General features: G+C 67.8%; 15 protein-coding genes. 8 read left to right on the forward strand and 7 right to left on the reverse strand.

Going from position 1 to position 23,820, the window contains the following annotated elements; translation table 11 throughout:
* Positions 1-182: 182 nt before the first annotated feature.
* Positions 183-1,034: a helix-turn-helix transcriptional regulator gene (locus tag ACZ4N4_RS44980; RefSeq protein ID WP_467600276.1), complete on the reverse strand. Its 852-nt coding sequence runs from the start codon at positions 1,032-1,034 to the stop codon at positions 183-185.
* A gap of 862 nt (positions 1,035-1,896) precedes the next feature.
* On the opposite strand from ACZ4N4_RS44980, the gene ACZ4N4_RS44985 reads away from it, so the two are divergent.
* The 4 genes from ACZ4N4_RS44985 (at position 1,897) to ACZ4N4_RS45000 (ending at position 7,588) form a co-directional block, all read left to right on the forward strand.
* Positions 1,897-3,609, forward strand: a complete 1,713-nt coding sequence (locus tag ACZ4N4_RS44985) for a hypothetical protein (protein WP_467600279.1) — start codon at positions 1,897-1,899, stop codon at positions 3,607-3,609.
* Positions 3,582-5,153 carry a hypothetical protein gene (locus tag ACZ4N4_RS44990; RefSeq protein WP_467600282.1) on the forward strand — a complete coding sequence of 524 codons (1,572 nt, stop codon included), beginning with the start codon at positions 3,582-3,584 and terminating at the stop codon, positions 5,151-5,153. The genes ACZ4N4_RS44985 and ACZ4N4_RS44990 overlap by 28 nt, the downstream gene beginning before the upstream one ends.
* Complete coding sequence (locus tag ACZ4N4_RS44995) at positions 5,150-6,514, forward strand: AAA domain-containing protein (protein WP_467600285.1); 1,365 nt, start codon at positions 5,150-5,152, stop codon at positions 6,512-6,514. The genes ACZ4N4_RS44990 and ACZ4N4_RS44995 overlap by 4 nt, the downstream gene beginning before the upstream one ends.
* Before the next feature lie 315 nt (positions 6,515-6,829).
* Positions 6,830-7,588, forward strand: coding sequence for a DUF5131 family protein (locus ACZ4N4_RS45000; protein WP_467600288.1), 759 nt, complete (start codon positions 6,830-6,832; stop codon positions 7,586-7,588).
* A 35-nt stretch (positions 7,589-7,623) separates the two neighbouring features.
* Here the strand turns inward: ACZ4N4_RS45000 and ACZ4N4_RS45005 are convergent, their stop codons facing one another.
* A complete protein-coding gene (locus tag ACZ4N4_RS45005) occupies positions 7,624-8,733 on the reverse strand; it encodes a three-Cys-motif partner protein TcmP (RefSeq protein ID WP_467600291.1) in 1,110 nt (369 codons plus the stop codon).
* A 272-nt stretch (positions 8,734-9,005) separates the two neighbouring features.
* Positions 9,006-9,638, reverse strand: coding sequence for a hypothetical protein (locus tag ACZ4N4_RS45010; protein ID WP_467600294.1), 633 nt, complete (start codon positions 9,636-9,638; stop codon positions 9,006-9,008).
* Positions 9,639-9,768: 130 nt separating this feature from the next.
* On the opposite strand from ACZ4N4_RS45010, the gene ACZ4N4_RS45015 reads away from it, so the two are divergent.
* Positions 9,769-10,377 carry a hypothetical protein gene (locus tag ACZ4N4_RS45015; protein ID WP_467600297.1) on the forward strand — a complete coding sequence of 203 codons (609 nt, stop codon included), beginning with the start codon at positions 9,769-9,771 and terminating at the stop codon, positions 10,375-10,377.
* Here ACZ4N4_RS45015 and ACZ4N4_RS45020 read toward each other — a convergent pair.
* Entirely contained in the window at positions 10,279-11,604 is a 1,326-nt protein-coding gene (locus tag ACZ4N4_RS45020) for an AlbA family DNA-binding domain-containing protein (RefSeq protein ID WP_467600300.1), read from the reverse strand. The two genes, ACZ4N4_RS45015 and ACZ4N4_RS45020, sit on opposite strands and share 99 nt — an antisense overlap.
* 145 nt (positions 11,605-11,749) lie before the next feature.
* Here ACZ4N4_RS45020 and ACZ4N4_RS45025 point away from each other — a divergent pair, with 145 nt between their 5' ends.
* Entirely contained in the window at positions 11,750-12,727 is a 978-nt protein-coding gene (locus ACZ4N4_RS45025; RefSeq protein ID WP_467600303.1) for a PIN domain-containing protein, read from the forward strand.
* A gap of 369 nt (positions 12,728-13,096) precedes the next feature.
* On the opposite strand, the gene ACZ4N4_RS45030 is transcribed toward ACZ4N4_RS45025, so the two are convergent.
* Positions 13,097-15,079: a hypothetical protein gene (locus ACZ4N4_RS45030; protein ID WP_467600306.1), complete on the reverse strand. Its 1,983-nt coding sequence runs from the start codon at positions 15,077-15,079 to the stop codon at positions 13,097-13,099.
* Between the two features lie 1,833 nt (positions 15,080-16,912).
* Here ACZ4N4_RS45030 and ACZ4N4_RS45035 point away from each other — a divergent pair.
* On the forward strand, positions 16,913-18,949 hold the full coding sequence (locus tag ACZ4N4_RS45035) for a DnaB-like helicase C-terminal domain-containing protein (protein ID WP_467600309.1): 2,037 nt from the start codon (positions 16,913-16,915) through the stop codon (positions 18,947-18,949).
* Positions 18,950-19,570: a hypothetical protein gene (locus ACZ4N4_RS45040; protein ID WP_467600312.1), complete on the forward strand. Its 621-nt coding sequence runs from the start codon at positions 18,950-18,952 to the stop codon at positions 19,568-19,570.
* A gap of 422 nt (positions 19,571-19,992) precedes the next feature.
* Here the strand turns inward: ACZ4N4_RS45040 and ACZ4N4_RS45045 are convergent, their stop codons facing one another.
* Complete coding sequence (locus ACZ4N4_RS45045) at positions 19,993-21,297, reverse strand: AlbA family DNA-binding domain-containing protein (RefSeq protein ID WP_467600315.1); 1,305 nt, start codon at positions 21,295-21,297, stop codon at positions 19,993-19,995.
* Between the two features lie 62 nt (positions 21,298-21,359).
* On the reverse strand, positions 21,360-22,733 hold the full coding sequence (locus ACZ4N4_RS45050) for an AlbA family DNA-binding domain-containing protein (protein ID WP_467600318.1): 1,374 nt from the start codon (positions 22,731-22,733) through the stop codon (positions 21,360-21,362).
* Between the last annotated feature and the right edge of the window lie 1,087 nt (positions 22,734-23,820).

A 23,820-nucleotide genomic window follows, 5' to 3' on the forward strand; every position in this document is an offset into this window, starting at 1 on the left:
GATGCCAACAGCGGCCGTGATGAGCGGTGCGATCCGGTTCCCGGCGTGGAAGCCGGCTTCCTCACTGATGCGCCGACGCAGAGAGCCGACGGGCAAGGGACTGCGCGCCGGCGCTGACCTGCTCAGGGTTGGGCAAGCGGCTGCACTGTGGCCTGCTCGCGGTATGCCGTCGGCCCGGAGTGCTAGCGCGACGGGGCGATGTCGAGGGGTGCGGAGAGAAGTGCATTGATGGCGGGCGTGGTGTTTTCGTCGGGCAGCCACAGCTGGAGCCAGTGGTCGGCCTCTCCGACGCGGAGAACCTCGACAGCGACGTGCAGGACTCCGGCATCGGGGTGGAAGAGACGTTTGACGCTTGACTGCTGGTATGCGATCGGGTGGGCAGCCCATCGGCGCGCGAACTCGGGAACCGTGCCCAGTTCGTCGACCAGGGTACGGAACTCGTTGTCCTCGCCCCAGTCCGTTTGGGCGGAGCGCAGCCAGCCGACCAGCTCGTCCGCAGCAGCTGCCCAATCGTTGTCGGCGAATACCCGGCGCCCCCGGGGGTTCAGAAAGTGATTGCGGAGCAAGTTGGGAGGGTCCTCATCCAGCACTCCCAGCGGCTTGACCACGGTTTCCCACGCCTTGTTCCATGCCACAACGTTGCAGATCGGCCCGAGCAGGAACGCCGGGGTGGGATCAAGATGATCCAGCAGTACACGTACCGTCGGGCGTGGCTCATCACTGACCGGGCGGGGAGCCGGCCAGAGCTCGGCGCTGTGCCGTTTCATGGCCAGCATCGCAAGGTGCCGTTTGTCGTCATCGGAGAGCCGCAGTGCCTGGGCAAGAGCGGCGAGCACCGCGACGGAGGGATTGAGGTTCCGGCCCTGCTCCAGCCGTTCCAGGTATTCCACACTCAAGCCGGCGAGCATGGCGAGCTCCACTCGCCGCAGCCCGGGGGTTCGCCGCCGGCCAGAGGAAGACAACCCCACGAGTTCAGGTTTCAACTGTTCCCTGCGTGATCGCAGGAATGCCGCCAGCTCGCTCTTATCGGTCATCCCTCCATGATGCTTCCCGGTCCGCGCCGTATCCTCCCCCTCTGGTTACCATGATCGAATCGACCGGTCGCCGTCTGCGGCGACCTCCCCGGTGAGGGGCACCCGCTAAAGCGTGTGCCGCCAGTGAGAACGAATCCGAGTGGGCGGCCGCGTCCGTCGCAGCTCGATTGCCATGCGGTCCTCGTTTTCGGTCGCAGGGGAGGGCGCGGGCCGCTCGTCACGCGCTGGTGCCGGGCACGTTCCGCAGCAGTGCGGCGGTCATCGCCAGCAGTGTCTCCGCCTCGGCCCGGTCGTACTTGAAGTCCTTGGTGACCGCGTCGTTGTGCAGGGCGCCACGTCTGGCTGTACAGGGCGTCCTGGATCCGCCACCACCGCTCGGTCTGGTTGCACTGGCTGCCTTGCTTTTTCGACCCGGGGTAGTCAGCAATCAACGCAGCAGGGCAGCGACGCTGGCCCCCGAGCGGATCGAGCAACTATCCGTACGGATCGGGCCCTTATAGCGTACGCACAGCGTACTAATCACGCACCAAGGGCTCGGAGTGCGATCTCAGACCCTGCCTGCCTGGAAAGCGTCTCGGGCAGTGCTCTCGAGCGATCCGTGCCGATGTCCAGGCGTCGCGGGGTGCGATCGGCCGGTCTGAGCCTTCCGGCTCTGCGAGGTGATCCCCGCATGTATCGCTGGGTTCGCGGTGGCCCCGGCCGAAAAGCGCGATTGGCACCGCTGCCTTCGACGAGGGCTGGCCCGTGGCGCCGGGAAGTCATTCAGGGCGGGGGATTTGGGTGAGCGTAGAACCCATGTCGGTGAGACCTCGTAGGCTTGAGGGCTCCGCCGTCTGGGCGGATTCGTCCGTAAGGGGTGCGGGTGCCGGCTCTTCCTCTTCCCAGCGCCACGGGTGCGCGCGTGGCCGGGGACACCTATCAGTGGCTGTACGTGTGGGAGGGGTGCGTCCAAGCCTACAAGGACGCGCTCGACGGTGTCCGCGGCGCGGTGGTGGCGGTCGGTGTCGAGGTCACGGGGGCCGGCAATCTGGATGACGTCGTCTACTACTACGCGGATGGGAAACCGACCCGCTACGCGCAGGTCAAGTACGCGGCGGACGCGTCGACCGCGGTGGGGGAGGAGTACCTGTTCAAACCGAGCGGCGACGGCGGACTGTCGATCCTGCAGAAGATCGCCCGCTCCTGGCAGACCCTGACCCGGAACGGGGAGCAAGTCCAACTGGCCCTGCTAACCAACCGGTCGTCAGATCCCGCGGACGTCCTGTTGAAAGGCCGGGACGCGCGAACCGGTCTGCTGCGGCCCCGGGCAGACCAGCAGGGCCCCCGCTCGGAACGGGGACAGGCGCGGGCCCGCTGGGCCGCCCACGCCGGGCTCGATGAGGCCCAACTCCTCAGACTTCTGAGTGTGTTGGAGTTCGATCTGGGGCGCGAGGAGCCCCTCCAGCGCAAGCTCGTCTCCCGCCTGATGCAGGCCGCCGGTCTGCAGCACGATGATCAGGCGATCATGACCGGCATCCAGTGGGTCACCCAGCAGGTCATCAACGGCAAGCGCCGGCTGTCCCTCACCGACATCCGCGCGGCGGTCAGTAAACTCGGCCTGCTGGCCGGTCGCTCGGCCGGCCCGGGCACCGCCCTGAACGGCGAGGCCCCCGCGCTGGTCGCAAGGCCCCGCCCGGTGACCGCCTGGCAGCCGGACCGCCTGGGCGTGCACCGGGCCGTCCAGGAGCACGACGGCATGAAGTTGCCCCCTTACATAGAACGGGACCACGACGGCGAACTCCGCAGCCACTTGCGCACGGTGGCCGACAAGGGTGCAGGCATGGTCGTCGTGCGCGGGGACTCCTGCACCGGCAAGACCCGCTCGGCCTGGGAAGCGGTCACGGCCAGCGTGCCCGACTGGCAGCTGCTGTATCCGAAGTCCGCCGCCGGACTGCGCTCCTGCCTTCAGAGCAACGTGTTTGCCTCTCCCACGGTGATCTGGCTGGACAACGCCCACTATCTGCTCGCCGAGGCGGACGGCAACCGCGCTGCTGAGGACCTGCTCGGATTGCTGGAACAGCCGCCCGCCCCGGTCATCGTCCTGGCCACCATGTGGCCCACCCCTCTCGGCGCGCCCGGATCCAACCCCAAGATGAAGGGCCGGACCCGGCACATCAACTCTCTGCTCGATCTGGCCCGTACCGTCCACCAGCCCAGGGTCTTCGACACCCCTGGGCTCAACCGGTTCGAGGACCAGGCCCGTGGCGACGGCCAGTGGACCCAGGCAGCCGCCCAGGCCCGCGCGAACGGTGAACTGTGCCAGCGCCTGGCGGCCGCCCCGGAACTCCTGGACCGCTACCGCCATGCCGACCGCGCATCCGGCAAGGCCGTGGTGACCGCAGCTGTCGAAGCCCGCCGCCTGGGCGTACGCGGGCCGCTTCCCCTGGCCTTCCTCGAGCACGCCGCCCTCGGCTATCTCAGCCCCGACCAGTGCCGCAAGCTGGACCGGCAGACCTGGTTCACCGACGCCCTCGCCTGGGCGCGAACCCCGGTCAAAGACGTCGTCTCATGGGCGAAGTCGACGTCCAGGCCCTGATGCCTCATCGTCTTGACCAGGCCGCCGAGCCGGGGCAGGCGTCCGGCGTGCGCGCGCAGATGACGAGCCTCGGCGGCAACGCCCAACGCGCCAGCCAACTGCGCCACCTCCACCTCAGCGACCAGCCACTGATGCTGCTGGCCCTGAAACAGACCGGGCCCGCCGCACGGCCGCTGGCCGTCATGCTGGGCACCGACCCGCACCGCCCCCAACTCCTGCTCGCCCCGCCCTCAGGCAGCACCACTCCCATGCTCGCTTCCCTGGCAGACGCCGTCACCGCCTACATCGATGCCTGCCAGCGGCACAGCGAACACCTGCCCGCCACCTCCAGCAAGCCGGCCCGCCGCCGCTACACCGACGCCCCCCAGATCCTCGTCCCCAACCCCCAGACCGTGCAGCACCTGAGAGACCTCGGAGCCGATCTGCGGTTCCGCAGCACCGACGACCACCATCCCGGCTCCCGGGCCGTCCAGCGCCTGGGACACTGGCTCACCTATCTCACCGACCGCGCCGACCTGGCCGGTTCAGCCGCCCTCATCCCCATGACCAGCTTCCTCGGCATGCACTGGATCAGCGGCCAAAGCCCCCTAGAGGACGAGGACCTGGCCACCCTGCTGGCCTGGATCGACCCGCCCCGCCACGCAGCCTCCGGACGCGACGCCGCACTGGCAGCAGAAGACCCGGCCACCCACCGCCCAGCGGGACCGGTCACCGACGCCGCCTTCGACAACGACCACCTGGCGCCCCTGTTCGACGCCTATGCCCGCGCCCGGCGCCAAGCCCTGGCCCAGGAGCAGACCCGCACCCTGCACGAACTCGACCGCCTGCTGGCCACCTACCTGCAGCCCACCTGGGACCTCATGTGGCAGGCTTACGCACTCCTGCAGGCCCTCCCCGAAGCCAAGAGCACCGCACGCCGCTGGGACCACGAACGCACCGCCTTCACCGACGAATGCCTGCACCTGGCCCAGGACGGACGCTCCCGGCCGGCCCGCGACCAAGCCGTCGCCGCCGCCGTCCGCCTGGCCCACATGGAACACGCAGCAGCCGCCTTCGCCGCCGAACGCACCGCCGACGACCCCTTCGCACGAGCCGAACTGCGCACCACCGGCGAAGCCTTCGGCGGCACCGTCACCGCGATCGACTCGAAGCACACCCTGCGCGGGCCCACCGGACGGCCACAATGGCGGCCCCGGTTCACCGTGTCCACCTCCGACCCGCTGCGCATGGAACCCGGCCAGCTCCTGGCCTGCCACGCCTACTGCAAGGTCGGCTACAAGATCTGCGAGATCACTCCCGCCGACGGCGCCACTCTCGTCAAACTCGAGATCATCGCAGGCATGGGACACGCCCACCGTCCCACCTACGACGTCCTGCCCGAAGCCGGTGCCTTCCTCGTGTTCACCATCGCACCGGATTCCTACCGGATGCCGGAATTTCCCTCACGAGAACAGACCCCCTGGACCCATGGCGGGCCTCCTGCCGACCATCCGGACGACAGCGACGAGGACACGGGCGCGGGCGAGGGAGAGGAAGAACAGTGACACCTCCCCACCAGCCCTCGCCGCAGCAGCAGATGGATACGGCCGCCCGCGCCATCCTGGAGCAACTGCCCACGCTCACCCACCGCGGAATCGTCGTGCACTCCCCGCCTGGTGCCGGCAAATCCACCCTGGTCGCCCGAGCCGCCGACGCCCTCGCGCAGTCCAGCGCCCCCTGCCCCGTCATCGCCCAGACCAACAGCCAGGTCGACCAACTCGTACGACGATTCGCCCGGCACCACCCGCATCTGCGCACCGCCCGGCTCACCGCAACGGAACACTCAGTCCCGCACGATCTGCAGGCACATCCCGGCATCCGTATCGCTACCCGCATCGAAGCCCTCGAGAAGACGGCCGACGTCATCGTGGGAACCGCCATGAAATGGGCCACGGTCACCGACCGCCGATGGCCGTGGGCGATCATCGACGAGGCCTACCAGATGCGTTCCGACAGGCTTTTGTGGACCGCCAACCTCTTTGACCGGGCCCTCTTCGTCGGAGATCCCGGCCAACTCGACCCCTTCTCCGCGGTCGAGACCGACCGCTTCCAAGGCCTGCCCCATGACCCCATGACCAGCGCGGTCGCCGTCCTGCTCGGCAACAACCGCGACCTGCCCGTCCACTTTCTGCCCGTGTCCTGGCGCCTGCCGCCCTCAGCCGTCCCCCTGATCAGCGACGCCTTCTACCCCTTCACGCCCTTCCACGCCGGAAGCCGTGAAGCCGACCGCACCCTCACGTTCTCCATCCGCGGCATGCGTACCCCCACCGACGAGGTCATCGAACACGCCGCCCGAACCGGATGGGCACTGTTCGAACTACCAGCCCGCATCACCGGCCAGCACGACATCGAAGCCTTCCAGGCCGTCCTCCGCATCGCCGAGCGGCTGCTGGCCCGGCGTGCCATCACCACCTGCGAGGAAAACCCCGAAGGCCACGTCCTGCAGCCGGGGGACATCGCCATCGGCACCGCCCACCGCAGTCAGGCCCACCACATCCGCGCGCTCCTGGCCCGCCACTACCCCCAACTCCACGGCGTCACCGTCGACACCGCCAACCGACTCCAAGGCTGCGAATTCCGCGTCATCATCGTCCTGCACCCACTCTCCGGCCGCGGCGACGCCTCCGCCTTCCACCTGGAAGCCGGCCGCCTGTGCGTCCTCACCTCACGCCACCGCCACGCCTGCATCGTCGTGGCCCGCGCCGGCATCGCCGAACTCCTCGACGCCCACCCCTCCAACGACCCCGCACACCCCGGAGCCGCCTCCAAGGTCGCCGACGGCTGGGAGGCCAACCACGCCGTCCTCGCCCACCTGGCCGACCACACCGTCCAGACCCGGGCACAGCCCGGCCGCCGACGCGGATGAGCAGTCCCCGGCACGCGCCCGCCCGCAGCGTGCGCATCGGCAGGGCCCCGGACACTGTGCAGCAGGTTCGGGCCGTCAGGAAACGCTGTCAACAAGCCGGAACCGCTTGCCGACCGTTGGCAGGGTGGCCGGTTTGCACTGGCCCACCATCTCCAAAAATTAAGACAAACGTTCTATTATTGAGTTAGTGGCTACAGTGCGCCGACCAGGTGGTTGGATGCCGGTGTCCGGTGATGCGACACGTCGTTGGGGATGCAGCGGCTCTGACCGGGCCGCCGACGTGAGGCGCGGTTCGAGGGGATGGAGGGCCGGCCAGTGAGTGACCGCAGCGCGATCGAGTGGACCGAGGCGACGTGGAACCCGACGACGGGCTGCGACCGCATCTCCGCCGGATGCGATCACTGCTATGCGCTGACGCTGGCGAAGCGGCTGAAGGCGATGGGCTCGGCCAAGTACCAGGCCGACGGTGATCCGCGTACGTCCGGGCCGGGCTTCGGGCTGACGCTGCATCCGGACGCCCTGCGGGTGCCGTACGGGTGGAAGAGCCCGCGGACGGTGTTCGTCAACTCGATGAGCGACCTGTTCCACGCCCGGGTGCCACTCGACTATGTGCGGCAGGTCTTCGAGGTGATCACTGAGACGCCGCAGCACACCTACCAGGTCCTCACCAAACGTGCCCGACGCCTGCGGCAGATTGCCGGGCGGCTGGAATGGCCGGCGAATCTGTGGATGGGGGTCTCGGTGGAGAGCGCGAAGGAGCTGCCCCGCATCGAGGATCTGCGCCAGGTGCCGGCCGCGGTGAGGTTCTTGTCGTGCGAGCCCTTGCTCGGCCCGCTGAGCGGTCTGGATCTGACAGGCATCGACTGGGTGATCGTGGGGGGCGAATCCGGGCCGGGGGCCCGTCCCATGGACCTGGCCTGGGCGGCGGACGTGGTGGCCAGGTCCCGGCAGTTCGGCTGCGCTGCGTTCGTGAAGCAGCTCGGCTCCCGTTGGGGCAAGGAACACAAGGAGATCAGCCAGTTCCCTGCCGCTCTGCGGGTCCGTGAATACCCCGAGGAACGCGTCCACGTCTGATCCGCGGACTAGAATGCCCCTGGACGGGTGCCGTTTCAGGCGGGCAGGCTGACCTGGCTCTTCGTCGTGAGTTTCCCACTGGAGAGCAGGGTCACCTGACCGTTTTGCCGCATCTCCCGTATGGCCTGCAGGGCGTGCTTCGGCAGCCAGCGCGAGGTCTCGGCCAGCAGCCATTCGCCCACCGTCTCCACCGTCGCCGGTCCCATCGACAGGCGCTGCGCGACCAGTTCCAGAAGCTCGGTGTCGGCGAGCCCAGCCGCCTGGAACAGGTCGATCTGGCCGTCAGGGACGGCCCCGCGCGTGCGCGGGTCGCGGAAACTCTCTCCATCCCGGTCGTCGACCTTCCACATGGCGTCCTTCATCGCCTTCAGGCCGGCCGTGCTGCCGGTGCCGAAGACGAGGTAGAGAGGCTGTCCGGTGCGGGGGACGAGCTCGAACTGCAGCTGGTACGGGAAGCCCGACCGGCGCAGAGCGTCCCGGTAGGTCGACAGCCACACGCGCCACCGCTCGTCGGGGCGCAGTTCAGCATCAGCGGGCGCCCAGAACGCCCGGCCGCCGAAGACTGTGTCGAGGACATCCGGGTTGAGGTTCTCGCGACGGCTGAACCAGTTGGGTCCGAAGGTGGTGACGACCTCGCTGGAGGGATTGCGGGCGATGCGCCTCATCACATCCAGCGGAACATTGACACTGCCCCAGCTGTCGAAGATACCGAGGATGGGGTGGCCCCAGGCACCCAGCCGGGTCAGTAGGGGCATGCTGTCGGTGCCGGCGTCACCGCGCTGGACCTCGAGGTGGACCGGCAGGTCCCGCAACGGCCCGAAGCGAGCGTGGAGTTCGCCCATCAGATGCTTGTGCCGGGCAGGGTCCTTCTCGATGAAGATCAGGTGCACACGCCGCGGACTGAGGTGCATGCGGTCGACCGCGCTGTGGTTCAGCAGACGTTCAAGAATGAAGACGGGCGAGCCCGGCTCGCCGTCCTGATAGCGGCCGGGACCGGCAAACGCGTCAAGGAGCGTGACGCGGGGGCGGGCATAACCAGTGCGCTGGGACGTCTGCAGCAGAATGGGCCACCAGGCATCCAAGTAACGCTGGTACAGGCGGTGTTTGGCGGCTGTCGCCGGTTCCAGCTTCCATAACACACCCATCCCGGCCCCCTCCAGGTCGATGGGCGGGCATGTGCCGGCCGCACCCCTAGGCCATTGATGGTGAGAGCAACCCGGTTCGGTGTAAAGAGCACGTACGAGCCGTCCGCTCCTGTTTGTGTACTGCAGACGCCGAAGCACGGCGATGCTTTGATCGGTGGTTCGTGAAGGCGGCAGGACAGGCCAACAGGCTCTTGCTGTGCCCGGTCAGACCCGCTCGGGGACGCCGCCGGGCCGGTGGCCTCACTCGCGGCCGCGCACCACACCACAAACGATCATGATGCGACGTGCCGATCAGTCGCGGCTCTCGTTGTCAGTTCCTCTCCGTAGCCTTGGCACAGAGTCATCTGCGACAGGAGGGCAATGTGGCCCGCAACTCCCTCAATCAGCGCGCGATCGAGAAGCACCTCAAGGAGATCGCCAAGGGTTATGAACGCGCGGCCCGGCGAAACCCGATCCGCGTGCCGATCCAGACGGAGGCGTCTGCAGAAGGAGGCGCGTTGCCCGGCCGTGACACCGCCGAAGGCGCCCCGGTCCTGTCCCGGCTCCTGCTCTGGCTGGAGGAGCAGGCCCAGCTCAGTTCCGGAAGCTACGTCAACGTGACCCGGTTCGTGGAGGAACAGCAACTGGATGGCGAGGACCCGTTGGTGCTTGCCATCCAGTTGGAGAAAGGCGACCTGGTCAAAGTGCTGCGCGCCTATGGGGGCATGCCCCACGTGCATCTCACCGACGCCGGACGCGCCGCGATCCACCGGTTGAAGAAGCTGCGGACAGACCGCGCCGCTCGTCTCCGCTGCACCATGGACGCCTTCCAGCGGTGGCTGTTCGACACCGCCGGCAACCAGCAGCCCGCCGACCCGGCCCTCTTCCTCACCTCGCCTGCTGCTTATTTCGCCGGGGTCCCCCATTTCCAGCGACGATCTGCACCAGGCTCTCGCCCACCTGGTAGAGCACAAGCTGATCGAACTCATCGACACCGACCCCGCCACAGTCGCCATCACACCCCAGGGCGTCAGCTGCGCCCTGGCAGGAGGAAGCGTGCAGGACCACATCAACCAGCCCCGCCCCGGCGCCACGTACAACAACTACATGCCGAACGCCAAAAGCGTCATCATCGGCGAACAGCAGCACTTCACCCAGACCAACACCGACAGCGTCGACCCGACGCTGTTCGCCCAGCTCGCCGGGTACATCGGCCAGGTCAGCACCACCCTGGGCATGCCCGAGGCGGACCGAGCCGAGCTGGAGCGCGTCGCCCAGGACCTCCACACTGAGGCGACCTCCGACAACCCTGAGCCGGGCCGCCTGTGTCAGTTCGCCACCCAGCTCAAGGACAAGCTCCTGGAGGCCGGTACCACCATCGCGGCCACAATGGGCGTCCAGATGGCAGAGCAGGCCCTCGCGGCGTTGACCCAGTCGACCCGCTTGCAACACCGAAACTCCCGGGGATCAACCACATCCCCGGGCCCCCGGGCTTGGGACCGCGTGGTTCAACGGGCGCCGGCATCATGGTGCGCCAACCGGTCAGGGCGACCGGGCCGGAGCCCGCTACCTCTTCGCCAGCAGCTTGGCCGTGCTCACGCGGTCCGCGTCGACGAACGGGTTGACGGTGACATCGAGACCGAAGAGCGCGTAGATGTGGCGTAGTGCTTCGTAGGCATCGCGTTCCGGATCGCCCAGGGCCTGCCAGCTGTGGTTCCAGTCATCGCTCGTAGCTGGCTGCGGAGCACCCCGCAACGGGAAGGCCGGGTCATCACCAGCGGCGAGTACGCGTCCGGGCGACTGGGTGAAGTCCGAGGCGACGATCCGATGTGTCCATGAGCCGTCGACCAGCGGCAGCACATGCCGGTCGACCAAGCGGAAGTACTCCAGCGTGATCTCGGTCAGCACCAACACGCTGATCCTGCGTGCTCCGCCGTCGGAGTAGCGCTCCATGGCCCAACCCAGCATTTCCGAGGTCGCCGACGCGGCCCCAGTGACCGCCCCGTCCGACTCGACCAGCAGCCCGCGACGGGGAGCGTCGGCCAGCAGGAGACCGCCCTCGCGAGGCTCCGGACGCCTGTACACAGAAGCCCAGTTGAAGGCATTGGCGTCCCGGAGCGTGTCCTGCTTGTCCAGGACGTCCCGCAGACCACCGTCGGCATACATGCCGGGGACAAGGCCGCGCGGGTGATCGGGAACGCTCTGGAAGAAGAGCACCGGCGTCTCCTCCATACCCAGTGCGGCACGCAGGTCCTCCCGGCTCTTGACGCGGTCCGCGGCCGGAGCGGGCACGGCGGAGCCAGGTCGGCCATGTCGCACGCGCAGGCCGTCGTTCACGAGCCGGTACACCTCATCCGGCGGGAGGAAAGCGGTGGTGTCGCCGTTGCGGATCGGGATGGTCCAGCTGTTCTTGATGAACTGGCCGTCGTCGTTGATCCCGCGGGTGACGAGTGCCCACCGCTCGGACTCAGGCAGCGCCGGTACCTCGAGGACGAAGTAGTGCCCGGCCGCCTCCGGGTCGCCTTGGGGGTGGTCGTACCAGAAGAACTTGACCTTGAGCAGCGGGCGTACGTACTCCGTGAGGACGTCCTTGTAGGAGTCGGTGTTCACCACCTTCTTGTCGAAGGGCGTCACCTTCTCCACGACCTCGTGGAGCTCGTTCGGCCGCTTCTTCGCCTTGAAGCCGCACACGATCAGACCGCCGCCGGCGTTCGCGAACGCTGCGACATCCTTGGCGAGTTCGAACTTGCCCTTGTGGGTGCTCAGGTCGTACGGCCCGTCGGGAGGGACGCTCTTGAAGTCGACCCACTCGCTCTCCGGCGTGCCCACGATGTCGTACGGCTGCTGTGCGGTGAGGTAGGAGACGAGCTGAACCATGCTGTCGGCGGCCATGCCGCCGGAGCCTATGCGATCGAGGCCATCGTCCGCACCGAGAATCGTGATGCGCCGACCTGCGACAACTGTTGCGCGAGCCGAATGTCCGCCGTGGAGTTCGCCCATGTCACCGCAGGCGTACGGGCCTTGCAGGGAGCAGGGCTTGCGCGTTGGTGTCGCTGCCTCTGCATCAGTCCGTCGCCGCCTCGACGCGCTGACGGGAGGGCTTGTCAGCGGCGTGCGGCATTATCGGCAGATGGCCTCCACACCTGCCCCGCCGACGTACCTGGATCGCCTCCGGGCGGACCTGGACCTGATGGAAGCGGACTTCCTGCAGGTCCTCGCGGACTCACAGATTCGCAACGTTGATCCGAACCGTCACTCCAACGGCATTGTTCACTTCGGAGCGCCGAAGTGGGGCTGGGTACCCAGCAGTCCCGAACTCGAAGTCCGAAGGATGGAGCTGCTGGGGCGAGTTCGGGAATGGGAACCGCTGTTCCGGCTCCTGTTCCCACACCCGACGCCGGAGGTCACCAAGCGCCTCGATAAGAGCGTTGCCCTGCTGCAGCGCTGGCTTGAGCGCCCCCGGGACACCACCATTCCTGCCACCATCGAAGGGGCTGCCGACAAGATCAAGGAAGCGGCGGCCACGCTCCGGAAGCTGGGCGAGCTCTTGCCCGAGGACGAATGGCCGGTGCGCGTCACGGTCGACACGAACATGCTGCTCGATGACCCCGACGTGGCGATCTACACGTCCGTGCTCGGCAAGCGGTACATGGTCCACCTGTTCCCGGTGGTCCTGCGGGAACTGGACGACAAGAAGCTCGCCGGCCGCACCCCGGATCTCCGGGACGCCGCGAAGAAGGCGGACCGCCGCCTGAAGGGGCTGCGGACCAACGGCAACGTGCTGCGCGGCGTACGGGTGGCCGGCGATGTGCACGCCATCTTCGAGCACATCGAACCCAAGAGCGACACCCTGCCGAACTGGCTCGACCTGGACGTGCCGGATGACCGCTTCGTGGCCTCCACTTTGTTGTTGCAGTCCCGGCACCCAGGTTCTGCGGTCTATGTGGCCACGAGAGACATCAATCTTCAGACGAAGCTCGCTGCCGTCGGATTGCCGTTCTTCGAGGCGCCTTGATGGAAATGGGTGGCCCCGGCCTGGGGTGGGGGACCGGGGCCATCAGTTGCGCCGGGTCAGCGCTGCTGGATCGACCGGAGAATCCGCCGGTCGCGCTGACACTCAGGGCGCCGGCGGCACCGCGGACGATGCCGGGGCCCGCTGTACGGGCGAGAGAGCACAGGCGATGGCGGCTCCGCCGTCCACGAGCTGCCGCAGCCGGGCCCGGGCTGTTCGTGTCGTCCCAAGGCCGTCTGGCCCGGCCATGGCTCCTCGATTGTGTTCATCGGTGGCCCGATGTCCGGCCCGGGTGTCTGCCGCAGCCGATGGACCGCAGGAAGGCGGGACGGCCAGCAGACGCCCGGACCGGAGGTGGGGTGTGGCCAGAGATCAGGTGGCGCGCAGGCGGCTCACGGTGCCGGTGAGGTCGAAGAGCTGGTTGCGGGTGCCATCGAGCCACTGCTGGGTCACGGTGCCGGTCGGGCCGAGGTGGAGCGCGTAGGCGGTCAGCGCCGTATCAGCGAGGGCCAGCTGCTCCGAGACGTTCGTCTCGTGCTGATCATTCGTGATGATCTTCCCAGGGCGCCGGTTCTGCCAGGCATGACGGAGCCACTTGTCGGTGGCGGGCACCGGTTCGCCGTTCTTGGTGACCGGCTCGTAGCGGGTGCCGTTCGGCGGCGGGCTGTCCTGGACGACCTGGGGCGGGATGACAGCACCCTGGAACTGCCAGTAGGTAGTGACGATGGCTTCGGCCTGGCGTCGGCCCCATGCGGCTCGCGGAGTGGCGCCGTCGGTGAGCATGCGGTTGACGAAGGCACTGGCCTGGCCACGTGGCCGGGTGCTGGCCTGGGAGCCGTAGGCGGCCTGCATAATCCCGCTGGCGGTTGCCGCGATCAGCGTGCGGACGCGCGCCTCGGCCAGAGCTGCCGTCCGCAGCCGCGGCGTCGGATTGCCGGTGATGTCGTCGATCACTTCGTGGAACGATCGCTGCACGGGCTCCGTGGGCAGGCTGTTCGAACCAACCAGCAAGGATTGTGCCGCGGCCGCGTGATATTCGGCCTTCGCGCGGGGCAGGCAACGCCGCACAAGGTGTGCGACGACCTCACCCCTGTTGTGCACCTGCGGGCTGCCGGCGCCACCGTTCAGGCCGAGAGCCTCGTAGACACGCTGGGCGGCGGCCGTCCTCCGGCTGAACGCCCACACCGCGAGCAGGGCCAGGTACTCCAGCTCCAGTCCGGCGGGGCGGCCGGAGGGAAGCTTGAGGTACCGCGCGATCGTCCGGCCGTAACCGGGGACGGCATCCAGGACTCCGGCGTCGGCGAGTTGGTCCACGGCCTGCTCCGCGAGCCGCGCCGCCCCGGTCCCGCCCGGCAGCGAGGTGGCGTCGTTGTGGATCGACTCGTAGCGCCGGGTGATGGACGCGGAGAAGTCTGCGCGCTCCTGCTCCTGGTAACCGGCGACCACCACGGAGGCCGTGGTGGTCCAGCTGTTCACCGCCTCCAGAGCGAGCCTGGCCGGGATGCTGACCTCCCGGTCCCGGCCCTTGTACCGGACGGTGAAGTCGACGGTGCCGGACGACCCATCCGTCTCGTTCAGCGCGGCTCGCGCGGCGCGTACCGCCGCGCCGAGGTGGTCCAGAATGAGGATCTGCTCCTGGGCGGGCAGGGTCGTGAATGCCGGGAGGTCATAGGGGAGATCGGTTTCCTGGCAGAACCGACACAGTGCGTCCTGCTTGGCGGCGACCCGGCCGTGGCCGTCGATCACCAGCAGGCCCCTTGCCAAGATCTTTCCGGAACTGTCCACGACGCGGGCGAGGGCTACGTCTGCTGGTCGACGCTGGCCTTCGGTGGTGACCGTTGCGATAGAGCGGCCCGACATGCTGAGCCGTACCTGCTCGAGCGCCCACCGCTGCCGTGCCGCAGTCCAGTCCAGCGCCTGCGGGCCGGAGGCCAGGAGTTCCAGGACTGCGGTCTTGTCCGGTGCGGTCGCAGCGGGGAAGGGCCGTGCGCCGAGGATCTCCTCGGCGCCGCTGTAGTCGCTCTGCTCCAGGTCCCGGATGTTGGAGACGAGCAGGAGATCGAGAGTGTAGAGCCGGGTACTGGGGGCGAGGACCTGCCGGACACCGGCCAGTACGCCCCCGTTGAGGAAGCCCAGCTCCTCCCCGGTGCCGGCGAAGTCCGCCGGGAACAGCGGGCGTACGGCGCCTGGTTCCACGCATGCGCGGGCGAAGATCGCGCTGCCGTCGTTGTCCGGAGTCCAGTCCGCCTGGGAGACGGCGGGACAACCGCGGATGTTCTTCTGCAGGTGCTCAGTGGCGTCCGTAGGGGCCCGCTCGGGGATCGTGGGCAGGACCATGTTGGCCGTGCTGTCCATCGGAGTTTCTGCCTTCGGTCGGCAGGACCGGAGCAGCACGTGCCACCCGGTCCGTGACGTGGAAGGGTGCACAGGGTTTTCCTGTGCTCCCGGCCAGATCGGATCCCGGCCGTAGCCGGGCCTGCGCCTGGGCCGGCCGCGTACGGAGGCATCAGGGTGCGATTCCGGCCTTGGCCGGACCTGGCGATCCCGAACCGTGCCCGTACGGGGCGCGATGAATGGCGAGCCTAGCGCAATAGCCGTACTCCGTACTCCATTTCGATCAGAGGGAGTTGAGCATCATCGCGGGGAGGAGCGGGCAGAACCTGTCGCCGGATCCCGAATTTGTCCTTCCGCTAGAGCAGCAACCTGGTGGCCCCGCCGCTGTGATGGCTTACGGGGAGTAGTCATGCGCGGCCGCCCAGAGCCCAGCCCCGAGCGCGTCGGCTCGGGGGCGACCGAGTCTCCAGCGTGTGCTCCTGACGATGAGCCCGAGGACGAGACCGAAAGACAAAACGCAGCCCGTCGAGCAGGCCGCTCTCCGCGCTCAGCTGAAGGCCAGGGCGGAACCTGTCACCCCATGGAACGGGCCGCCGCTCATCCCTGACGGCCCCGAGCTGAGGGCCTGGAGCACCGTCACCCTCCGGAGACAGGACCAGGCCCCGTGATCACACGAGATCCCGACCATAGCGTTACATAATTCAGCGGCGGACGTTACATCACTTCGGGCGAATATTATGTACCGTCAGCTAGGCTGGGTGGCAGCGTTACATTTTTGACGGCACGGTCCTCCGCACCCCCTCGGCGGCCCACTGCCCGACCTGTCCCTCGCAACCCGCTTACCGCTTCTGCTCTTGGAGTCCCCGGGTGTCCTCCTCGCGTTCATCCCACACCGCCGGTGAGGCGTCTTCCGGCGCGGCCGTGCCGGACAACTCCGCCCCCACTGCCCCGCCCGCAGCCTCGACGGAGCCGTCCGACCCGGCTCCGCGCTGGGCGGGCCACTGGCCCCTGAGTTTCCCTGAAAACGCCGACCGCCCACACGGCGAGGACAGTCAACCCGAGTCAGCTGAGGGCCTGTTGGACGAGCGGGAAACAACCTCCACCACCCCTGACACGGGAACACCACACACCCTGGCGCGCACCCGCCCTGCGACGCTGCACGGGGCCCGCAACGCACTCAAGCAGCTGATCGACGCCGCCATCCAAGGGCACCCCACCCCCCTGACGCGCGGCCCGCACCACGCTCTGCTCACCACCCCCGCCCACGCAACCGAACTGGGCTGGGACCTCATCCAAGCCCCCACCCACAGCATTGCGGACGCCCGCAGACAGCTCGGGGATCTGGTCCAGTACGGCGCCCAGGGCCACCCCCAGGTGCTGTGCCGCCACAAGACCCCCGTCGCCGTACTGATCGCCGCGGCCGCGGACGGCACCCCCGCCCCGCCCGCACCTCACGCCGAGCCCGCGCCTGACACAGCGGCCCCGGACTCCGTTTCACCCCCCGAGGGCCTGCAGACAGTCCAGAACCCCCTTCCGGCCACACCAGCAGACGAAGCCGCCAAAGACCTCGCACCTGCGACGGTAACTACCTCTGTCGAAGCGGCCATTGCCTCCACCATGTCCTCGGAACCGCAGCCGGAACCGGCAGCCCACGACACGCCTGCACCTGCCGATACGCCCCCCGCCTCACCCGGCACCACCCCAGCCCCACTGACCGCCCCCACCGGCTCGCCAGCCGCTACCGCTCCAACCCCCGCCGATCCCGTACTCCAGCACCCGGTCACACCGCCGACCGCCCTCCCAGCACCACCCTCGACCCCGTCCGAGCCGAGCCCGCCGGCCTTCGCTCCCGCGATGCCCGGCACCGGTCACGAGCCCGCACTCCCGGCCGGCGGCCCACCAGCCATCGCTGCGCCGCGTACCCCGCGACGCCTGGCCGCGCTCGCCCAAGCCCTCGACACCGTCCTCCCGACCACCGCCCCCACCGGGGAATCCACCACACCCACACCCCTGATGGGCCTGTCGACCGGCATCCGCGCCCTGGACGACGTCCTCGGCGGCCTCCAGCCCGGCCGCTTCTACCTCGTCGCCGCCGCCCCGGGCGCCGGATCCAGCCTGATCGCCACCGCCGCCGCCCGCACCAGCGCCCTCGACCAGCATCAACCCGTCCTGTACGCCGCCTCCGGACTCACCCGCGCCGACATCGCCGCGCGTATCGTCGCCGCGCACCTGCCCGTCGACTACCGCCGCCTGCGAGCGGGCCGCCTCACCCCCACCGAACAGGACGACACCGCAGCCCTCCACCACCACCTGGCCCAAGCCCCGCTCTACATCGACGACGGCACCGACCTGACCACCGACGCGATCGCCGAAAGCGTCCCGGATCTGCCGGGCCTGGCCCTCGTCGTGGTCGACCGCCTCCAGACCACCGAGGACCCCCGGCTGCCGCTGTCCGGCCCGTCCCAGATCGCCGACGCCGCCCAGGCCCTCGCCCACCTGGCCCGCACGCACGAACTCCCCGTCCTCGCCGCCGTCGACACCGACGACTCCCACCTGATCGCCGCGCTCAGCCTCGACGTCACCATCACCCTGGCCCGCGACGCCGACCAGATCCACGCCACCGTCACCGAACGCGATCTCGGCCCGCAGGCCACCCTCACCCTCCACGCCGACCTCGCCCACGCCCGCATCACCGATCCCTACGTCAGCCCCGTCACCCCCACTTCAGCACCCCAGACGCCCCCGACCGCGACCCCGCCCGCCCCCGCACAGATCCCGCAGACGCTTCTCCAAGCCCCCACCAGCGCATCCTCGGCCCCCACGGCCACCCAGCCCGCCCCGACGGCCCACACTGCCGCCCGACGCAGGCCATCGCCCCACCGCACTACTGCCCCACCCCCGCCCCAGGGCGGCTACGCCAACCGGGACTACAGCTACTTCACCGGCATGATCACCCGCGCCGTCGACGAAGCCCTCCACGACCACGACGGCGACATCGCCACCGCGACCGAAGCCCTGGTGAAAAAGGCCGTGCCGAACGCAATGGCTCTGTTCGAAGCGACCCGCGTCGGCGGAAATTACGAGCACACGGTCTATCCGGAAACCCTCGAATTCCTCCGAAAGAAAACCAAGGACGGCGCCGATGAAATCTGGGAAGGCCGCCACAACTGGACCAACACCCAGCTCACGGACGCCCTACAAAACGGCACCCACCCCCCGATCACCGTCAACGCCCTCGACACCAACGCCAGCTTCCTGTCCGCCTTCAAGACCCACTTGCCCATCGGCGCCCTGATCCACGACCCGCACGGCGGCTTCGACCCCAAACGCTCCGGCATCTACCGCCTTCCCACCCGCCCCACCTGGCACCACCCCGACCTGCCGGACCCGATCGGCAACCGCCGCGAAGACGGCCCAGTCCTCCTCGACGACGCCACCATCCGCCTCCTCATCCGCTGCGCCCGCCTCGGCCTGTGCGAGGCCCCGCACATCACCGAATGCTGGACCTCCGGCGCCAGCGAAGGACTCCTGGAAAAATTCCGCCGCGTCCTGACCGAGGCCCGCGCCAACGCCCTCGAAGCCGACGGCACGGTGACCGTCGAATACATCAAAGCCATGTACTCGAAATTCACCTCCACCATCGGAGAATCAAGCGTCAACCGCGACATCCGCCGACCCGACTGGATGCACATCATCCGTTCCCAGGCATTCGCCAACCTCTGGTATAAGTCCCATCGTGCCTACAGCAACGGCCTGGCCGTCGTCCGTGTCCGCGGTACCGACGAACTCCACGTGACCGGCGACTGGCGCACGGTCTTCACCGAAGGCCGCCTCACCACCCAGATGAAACAAAAAGACCAGTACCCCCTGCCGAGGAAGAGCGCCCGATAGATGTCGACCGACGGATGGAAAAACTTCGGCAACTACGGGGCAGATCGCGACCCCGGAAATGTCCATGGCAAAATCGCCCTCGCCCGTGCCCTCGAAGACGCCCTCGAACGCCTGATCATCGACGGCGGAATCAAATCCCCGGTCGGCACCCGCCGCGGCCTGAAAGCCCGCATGCGCTACCTCACCACCACCAAAGGAGGCCCCCAGGCTCTGGCCGACGCCGGCATCCACGCCACCCCCACAACGATCCGCGCCTGGACCCGCGGCACCCAGCGCCCGCGCCCGGCCAACCTCGAAGCGATCGACACCGCCTACTGGAACCTGCGCGCCCACAACGTGCTCGCCAACCCCGGCGCCCTCAAGCAGCACCTCAACCGAGGCGGCCGCGGCACCCGCATCGAGATCCACCCCGTCAACCAGGCAGCTGTTGACGAGCCACGCCGTCGCGACAACCTGAGGATCCAGCACCGGCAAGTCCGCTACATCTGGGACGACGCCGTCGACGCCCTCGTCGCCAGCGACCTGGACGCCATGGAAGACCTCTGGGACGACGTTATCGCCGAACTCGACTCCGACTGGGGCGCTTACACCTACGTCTCCTACATCGGCATCGGCGCCTGACACGACCGCCCGCGGCCGGCCCGACCTGCCCTGAAGGTCTGCGGGGGAGTGTCAGTGGCGCAGGTGCGGTGACCTGGTTGTTGACGCCGACGGATGGTGCTCACCCGTTGCTGGCATGAGTGACGAAGGGCCATGCCATTCTCACGCCGACCACCAGGCCGGGCCAAGGCCGCACATCTATTTGAACCCCTTCCGCCCCCGGCCAGCGCTCGCCGTCCTGCAACCCAACGCTCATGCCGGTCAGACGGAACCAGTTGCTCACACGCTGCCCGAGGGCAGCGTGGAGGGGACCGCGGGTCGAGGCCTGCGGGAGCTGCGGCCACAGCGACAGTGTCCCCGATCCGCTCATTCCGTCACCCCGCGAACCGCATTTCGTCGGCTTCCCAACAGAAGCGGCAGTGGCAGGCGGGGCCGGCAGCTTCTCAGGTCGGCAGGATGTCCATCCCGAATTGGTGCAACAACCCTTCTGCGAGATCGCTAGCCGCTGCGATGAGGGCATGGTCGTCGGCAAAGGGAGCCAACTCGGTGTGAGCGGGCTGTATCGTCCGCGGCTGCCGTGCCCACTCGGCTATCTCGGGGCGCCCATGGCTGACGACGACGGGGATGAAGCGGAAGCCAGCACCGGGCTCTAGGGCGGCGCGCAGGTCGATGGGAGTATCCGCGTGCAGAGCCAGTCGATGTTCGTGGACGAGGGACACGGTCTCGAAGGCGGCGCTGATGAGTACCCACGCTGCCACAGGCAGATGCACGTCCCCTTCCTCGACGCCCGTATACGGCGAGGCGCTGTGGGAGAGGTCGACGGCGGTGACGACGGTTCCGTCGTGATGCAGCTCCACAAGTATTCGACACTGGTGTGTGGCCCGTGCCGGGACGAGCATGTTGGTGTCCACCCAGCGCCGCAGGCCCTTGCGTGGATTGTTGGCGAGGAGCTCAGGGAAGAGCTGCGGGCCCAGTAGCCGCGGCATCGGGATGGCGCTGGCGAGCAGGCCCTCAGCCCGCTTCGAGCTCCGGGACATGACGTCCTGCGCCTCCGCGCGCGACAGCGCCGGGACCATTCGGGGTATAGGGCGCGTGGGTCGTGCGGCTACGACCAGCCACGCGGCCGCGTGGTTCTCCGACTCCCCAAGGACAAGCTCGGTGGTGTGCCGCATGTGCTGGTTCAAGGCTGCATCAGCAGCATCCTGGCGGGCGAAGCGGGCCCGGTAGGCGAGCGCAACCTGGTGCTCGGGCATGTAGTACGTGTCGTCTCGGTGTCGGAAGGGCGCGTTGAAGGTGGTCTTGTCCTTGTCCTTCTGCTGCCATCCGTAAAGGAAGTGCGGCGCCATCTCGCTGGCTGGAACGTCAACGACCAAGAGGTCCTTACCGCTGCCATCGGTCGCCGGCAGCTTGAGGTAGCTGACGCCGCTCACAGTGGGCTGGAGATGCACACGTAGCCATTGGCCGAGCTGCTTGTCGTTGACCTTGTCCAGGTCGATGCCGACTCTCTCGATGGTGTCGCTAACGCCGTAGACGAGGAGGCCGCCTCGGGTGTTGGCCATGGCGGCGACGTCCTTGGCGAACTCGTTCCACTCTCCTTTGACCTTGGATTCGGTCGGCAGAGCCTCTTTCCAGTCCAGGTCGTCGCTCTCGCCGAGTTTCCGTCGCACGGCCTCGGCGACCATGTCGTAGGTCACCGGTCCGGGCGGATGGCCGAGGTAATCGTGCAGCCGTGTCCATGAACGCGCCATCCGAGCAGAGTAGATCCCGAATGGTTGGGCGTGGTGTCCAATTTTCGGGTATCTGCAGGTCGTCAGGCCAGCAGGCTTTGCTGCCGCGCCCAGACGGCGACGGCCCCAGCGTTACGGACGCTGAACCTGTCGGGACGGAGTTCACCGAGGCGAGTGATGAGGCCGGTTTCGGGATAACCGAAGGCCTGGAGCAGCTCGTCGGCCAGCGCCGCGGTGGCCTCCAGCAGGCCGCGACCCTGATCGACTACGTCGTCCAGAATCACGGCAGCGTGGGCCTCGGCGTACTGGCAGGTTAGGGTGCTGAGTTGGGCGCGCTGTCCGGAGCCGGGGTCCAATGGGTCGACGCGGAAGGGGAGCGCAGCCGGTCGGTCGAGGTCGATGGCCATCCTCCGCGCGGGGTGCTCCGCCATGTGTGCTACGAGGGCGGCTTTGACGAGCGCGGTCCCGCTCGCTCCGGCACGGTCGCGTGCGTGGCTGGCGAGGAAGGGAAGAGCACACAGCAGCTGGTAGACGACGTCGCCGGGTTCGGAGAACTGCAGGTCTACGTCGTTGCCGCGCAGGCGTGATTGGTGGGTGTGGAGGCCCAGGCCGATGACAGCGCTGCCGTCTCGGTGCAGTTCGGCCCGGGCTGCGCGGGCGCCGGCAGGTTCCGTCACGATGAGCCGTCGCGGGCCGACGGCAGGACGTGTGAAGGTGCGGTGTCCCTGGCCGAGATAAAGCTCCGTGCGCTGAATCTCGTCCTGGTAGCGGGCGAAGCGGGCGGAGTCGATGACCATGTCGCCCGGTGCCTCGGGGGCCAGGGTAACGATGAGGTGGGGTGTCGTGCGGTCGGCGAGGGCATCGACGAGATCTTCCTCGACGTCGGCCAGGCGCTGGTCGCGTTCGGCGGCCGCCGTGAAGCGAGCGCGGTAGGCGGTGGCGACGTCCGTCTCGGTGAGCCATTCAGTTTTGCTACCGCCGCGCCTCGGGAAGCGCAGTGTGTCCTTGGAGGGCTTGGTGGGAGGAGCCGTCACGGCGTGTGGGCCGTAGGTGCTGCGGGGCACCGCGAGCAGTAGGAAGCCGGTGCCTGGAGCGTCAGGGTTGGGGACGCGGATGGTCTCGTAGGGAACGCGCGGCGCGGTGTTATTCGCGATGACCTGCCGGATGTGCCGGACGTGGCGGTCGTCCAGGTCGACGTCGAACACCTTGCTGGGCACGCCCTTGTTCTCGGCCATGCCGAGGACGAGGAGGCCGCCCGTGTGGTTTGCGAAGGCGGCGACGTCCTTGGCCAGTTCCTCGCGGCCTTTGTCGTCGGCGCCGTAGTGCGCCTGCTTGTAGTCGAGGTCCTCACTCTCGGCAGCTTCGGCGTTGCCAACCAGATCGGCCAGGATGCTGTAGTCGACCTCGTCGAGCCGTCTACCGAGCAGATCCTCGAGTCTGCGCAGTCGCGTCACCATGCGCCGACCCTACTGCCGGCACAGAGCAGTTGAGGTGTGCAAGCCAGCAGGACGGCGGAGCCGTCCGCTCGTGCTGGTGAACGGATGAGACCGGTCGGCGGGGGAGTGTTGGTTGAACGTCATGATCTGGGCGTTGGCGGCGCAGGTGCGGTGCCCTGGTCGGCGACGCTGACGGGTGGTGCCCACTCGTTGCTGGCACGAGCGACGAAGAGCCATGCCCTTCTCACGCCGACCAACCAGCCCCGGACCGCCAGTCCAGAAGTAACCTGCCTTTCCCATAAGGCTGTTGACGGGCTGTTCCAGGCGGAATCTGCACCTCATCGTCTTCGTGTGACCAGCCGGACGTGGAGGTTGTCGAGCGGGCGCCGGCCGACGGTGGCGCCCGCTGGCGGGGGCGAGCGTCGTACAGCGCCGCAGAGGGCGTGGCCCGCGACGAAGAACTGACCAAAGAAACCTGAGCACAAGAAAAACGATCCCTTAATGAGGTTCTGATATTCTACTTTGCGACACAATTGTTCACCTCTTTGGAGAACACCATCCGAAGAGGAATGGTATAGAACCCCCAACACCCCACCAGAAGATAGATTATGTAACGCGAGTGAATGCACCAGAAATGTACGCCTCCGTCTAGACGGAGGCACAGCCATCCCGCTGAGACGTTTTCTGACACCTCTTTTAAGCCTTGAATACTCAAGAGGTCCAGACCACTACTCATATCACATAGAGTAGCCGTTACATAATTTATGTATCGACCCCGAGGCGTTACATAATGGGTACATATTTGGTGGGGAGAAGCGCCCGGAGGGCACTTGAACGTAAGTCAGCTTTACTCTCGCCGCCAACAATTGAAGCCCCAAGATGTAAGGTGGCAGGTCGGAGATATAAAGCAGCAGAGCTAACCTGACGATACATCATCAGAACGATGCCGCCACTCCACAATTATGTAACGCCAGCGAAGGCCGGCACCTGCTTCCTATCTAGCTAGCCCGTAACGCTGCGGAGCGGCGTTACAGACCGTCGCGGAGCGACGGTGCAACGCTCCGTCACGTAGTGACGGCGCGTCATGTCTCCGGAGGAGACGGCGCGC

It is taken from the genome of Streptomyces sp. NPDC026538 (assembly GCF_055567535.1).

Coding starts and splice junctions, on each gene's coding strand:
- ACZ4N4_RS45010 (WP_467600294.1), bottom strand. CDS start 9,638: ATGGGGGACCCCGGCGAAATAAGCAGCAGGCGAGGTGAGGAAGAGGGC.
- ACZ4N4_RS45045 (WP_467600315.1), bottom strand. CDS start 21,297: ATGGCGCGTTCATGGACACGGCTGCACGATTACCTCGGCCATCCGCCC.
- ACZ4N4_RS45035 (WP_467600309.1), top strand. CDS start 16,913: ATGCCCGGCACCGGTCACGAGCCCGCACTCCCGGCCGGCGGCCCACCA.
- ACZ4N4_RS45050 (WP_467600318.1), bottom strand. CDS start 22,733: ATGGTGACGCGACTGCGCAGACTCGAGGATCTGCTCGGTAGACGGCTC.
- ACZ4N4_RS45040 (WP_467600312.1), top strand. CDS start 18,950: ATGTCGACCGACGGATGGAAAAACTTCGGCAACTACGGGGCAGATCGC.
- ACZ4N4_RS45005 (WP_467600291.1), bottom strand. CDS start 8,733: ATGGGTGTGTTATGGAAGCTGGAACCGGCGACAGCCGCCAAACACCGC.
- ACZ4N4_RS45020 (WP_467600300.1), bottom strand. CDS start 11,604: ATGGCCGCCGACAGCATGGTTCAGCTCGTCTCCTACCTCACCGCACAG.
- ACZ4N4_RS44990 (WP_467600282.1), top strand. CDS start 3,582: ATGGGCGAAGTCGACGTCCAGGCCCTGATGCCTCATCGTCTTGACCAG.
- ACZ4N4_RS45030 (WP_467600306.1), bottom strand. CDS start 15,079: ATGGACAGCACGGCCAACATGGTCCTGCCCACGATCCCCGAGCGGGCC.
- ACZ4N4_RS44980 (WP_467600276.1), bottom strand. CDS start 1,034: ATGACCGATAAGAGCGAGCTGGCGGCATTCCTGCGATCACGCAGGGAA.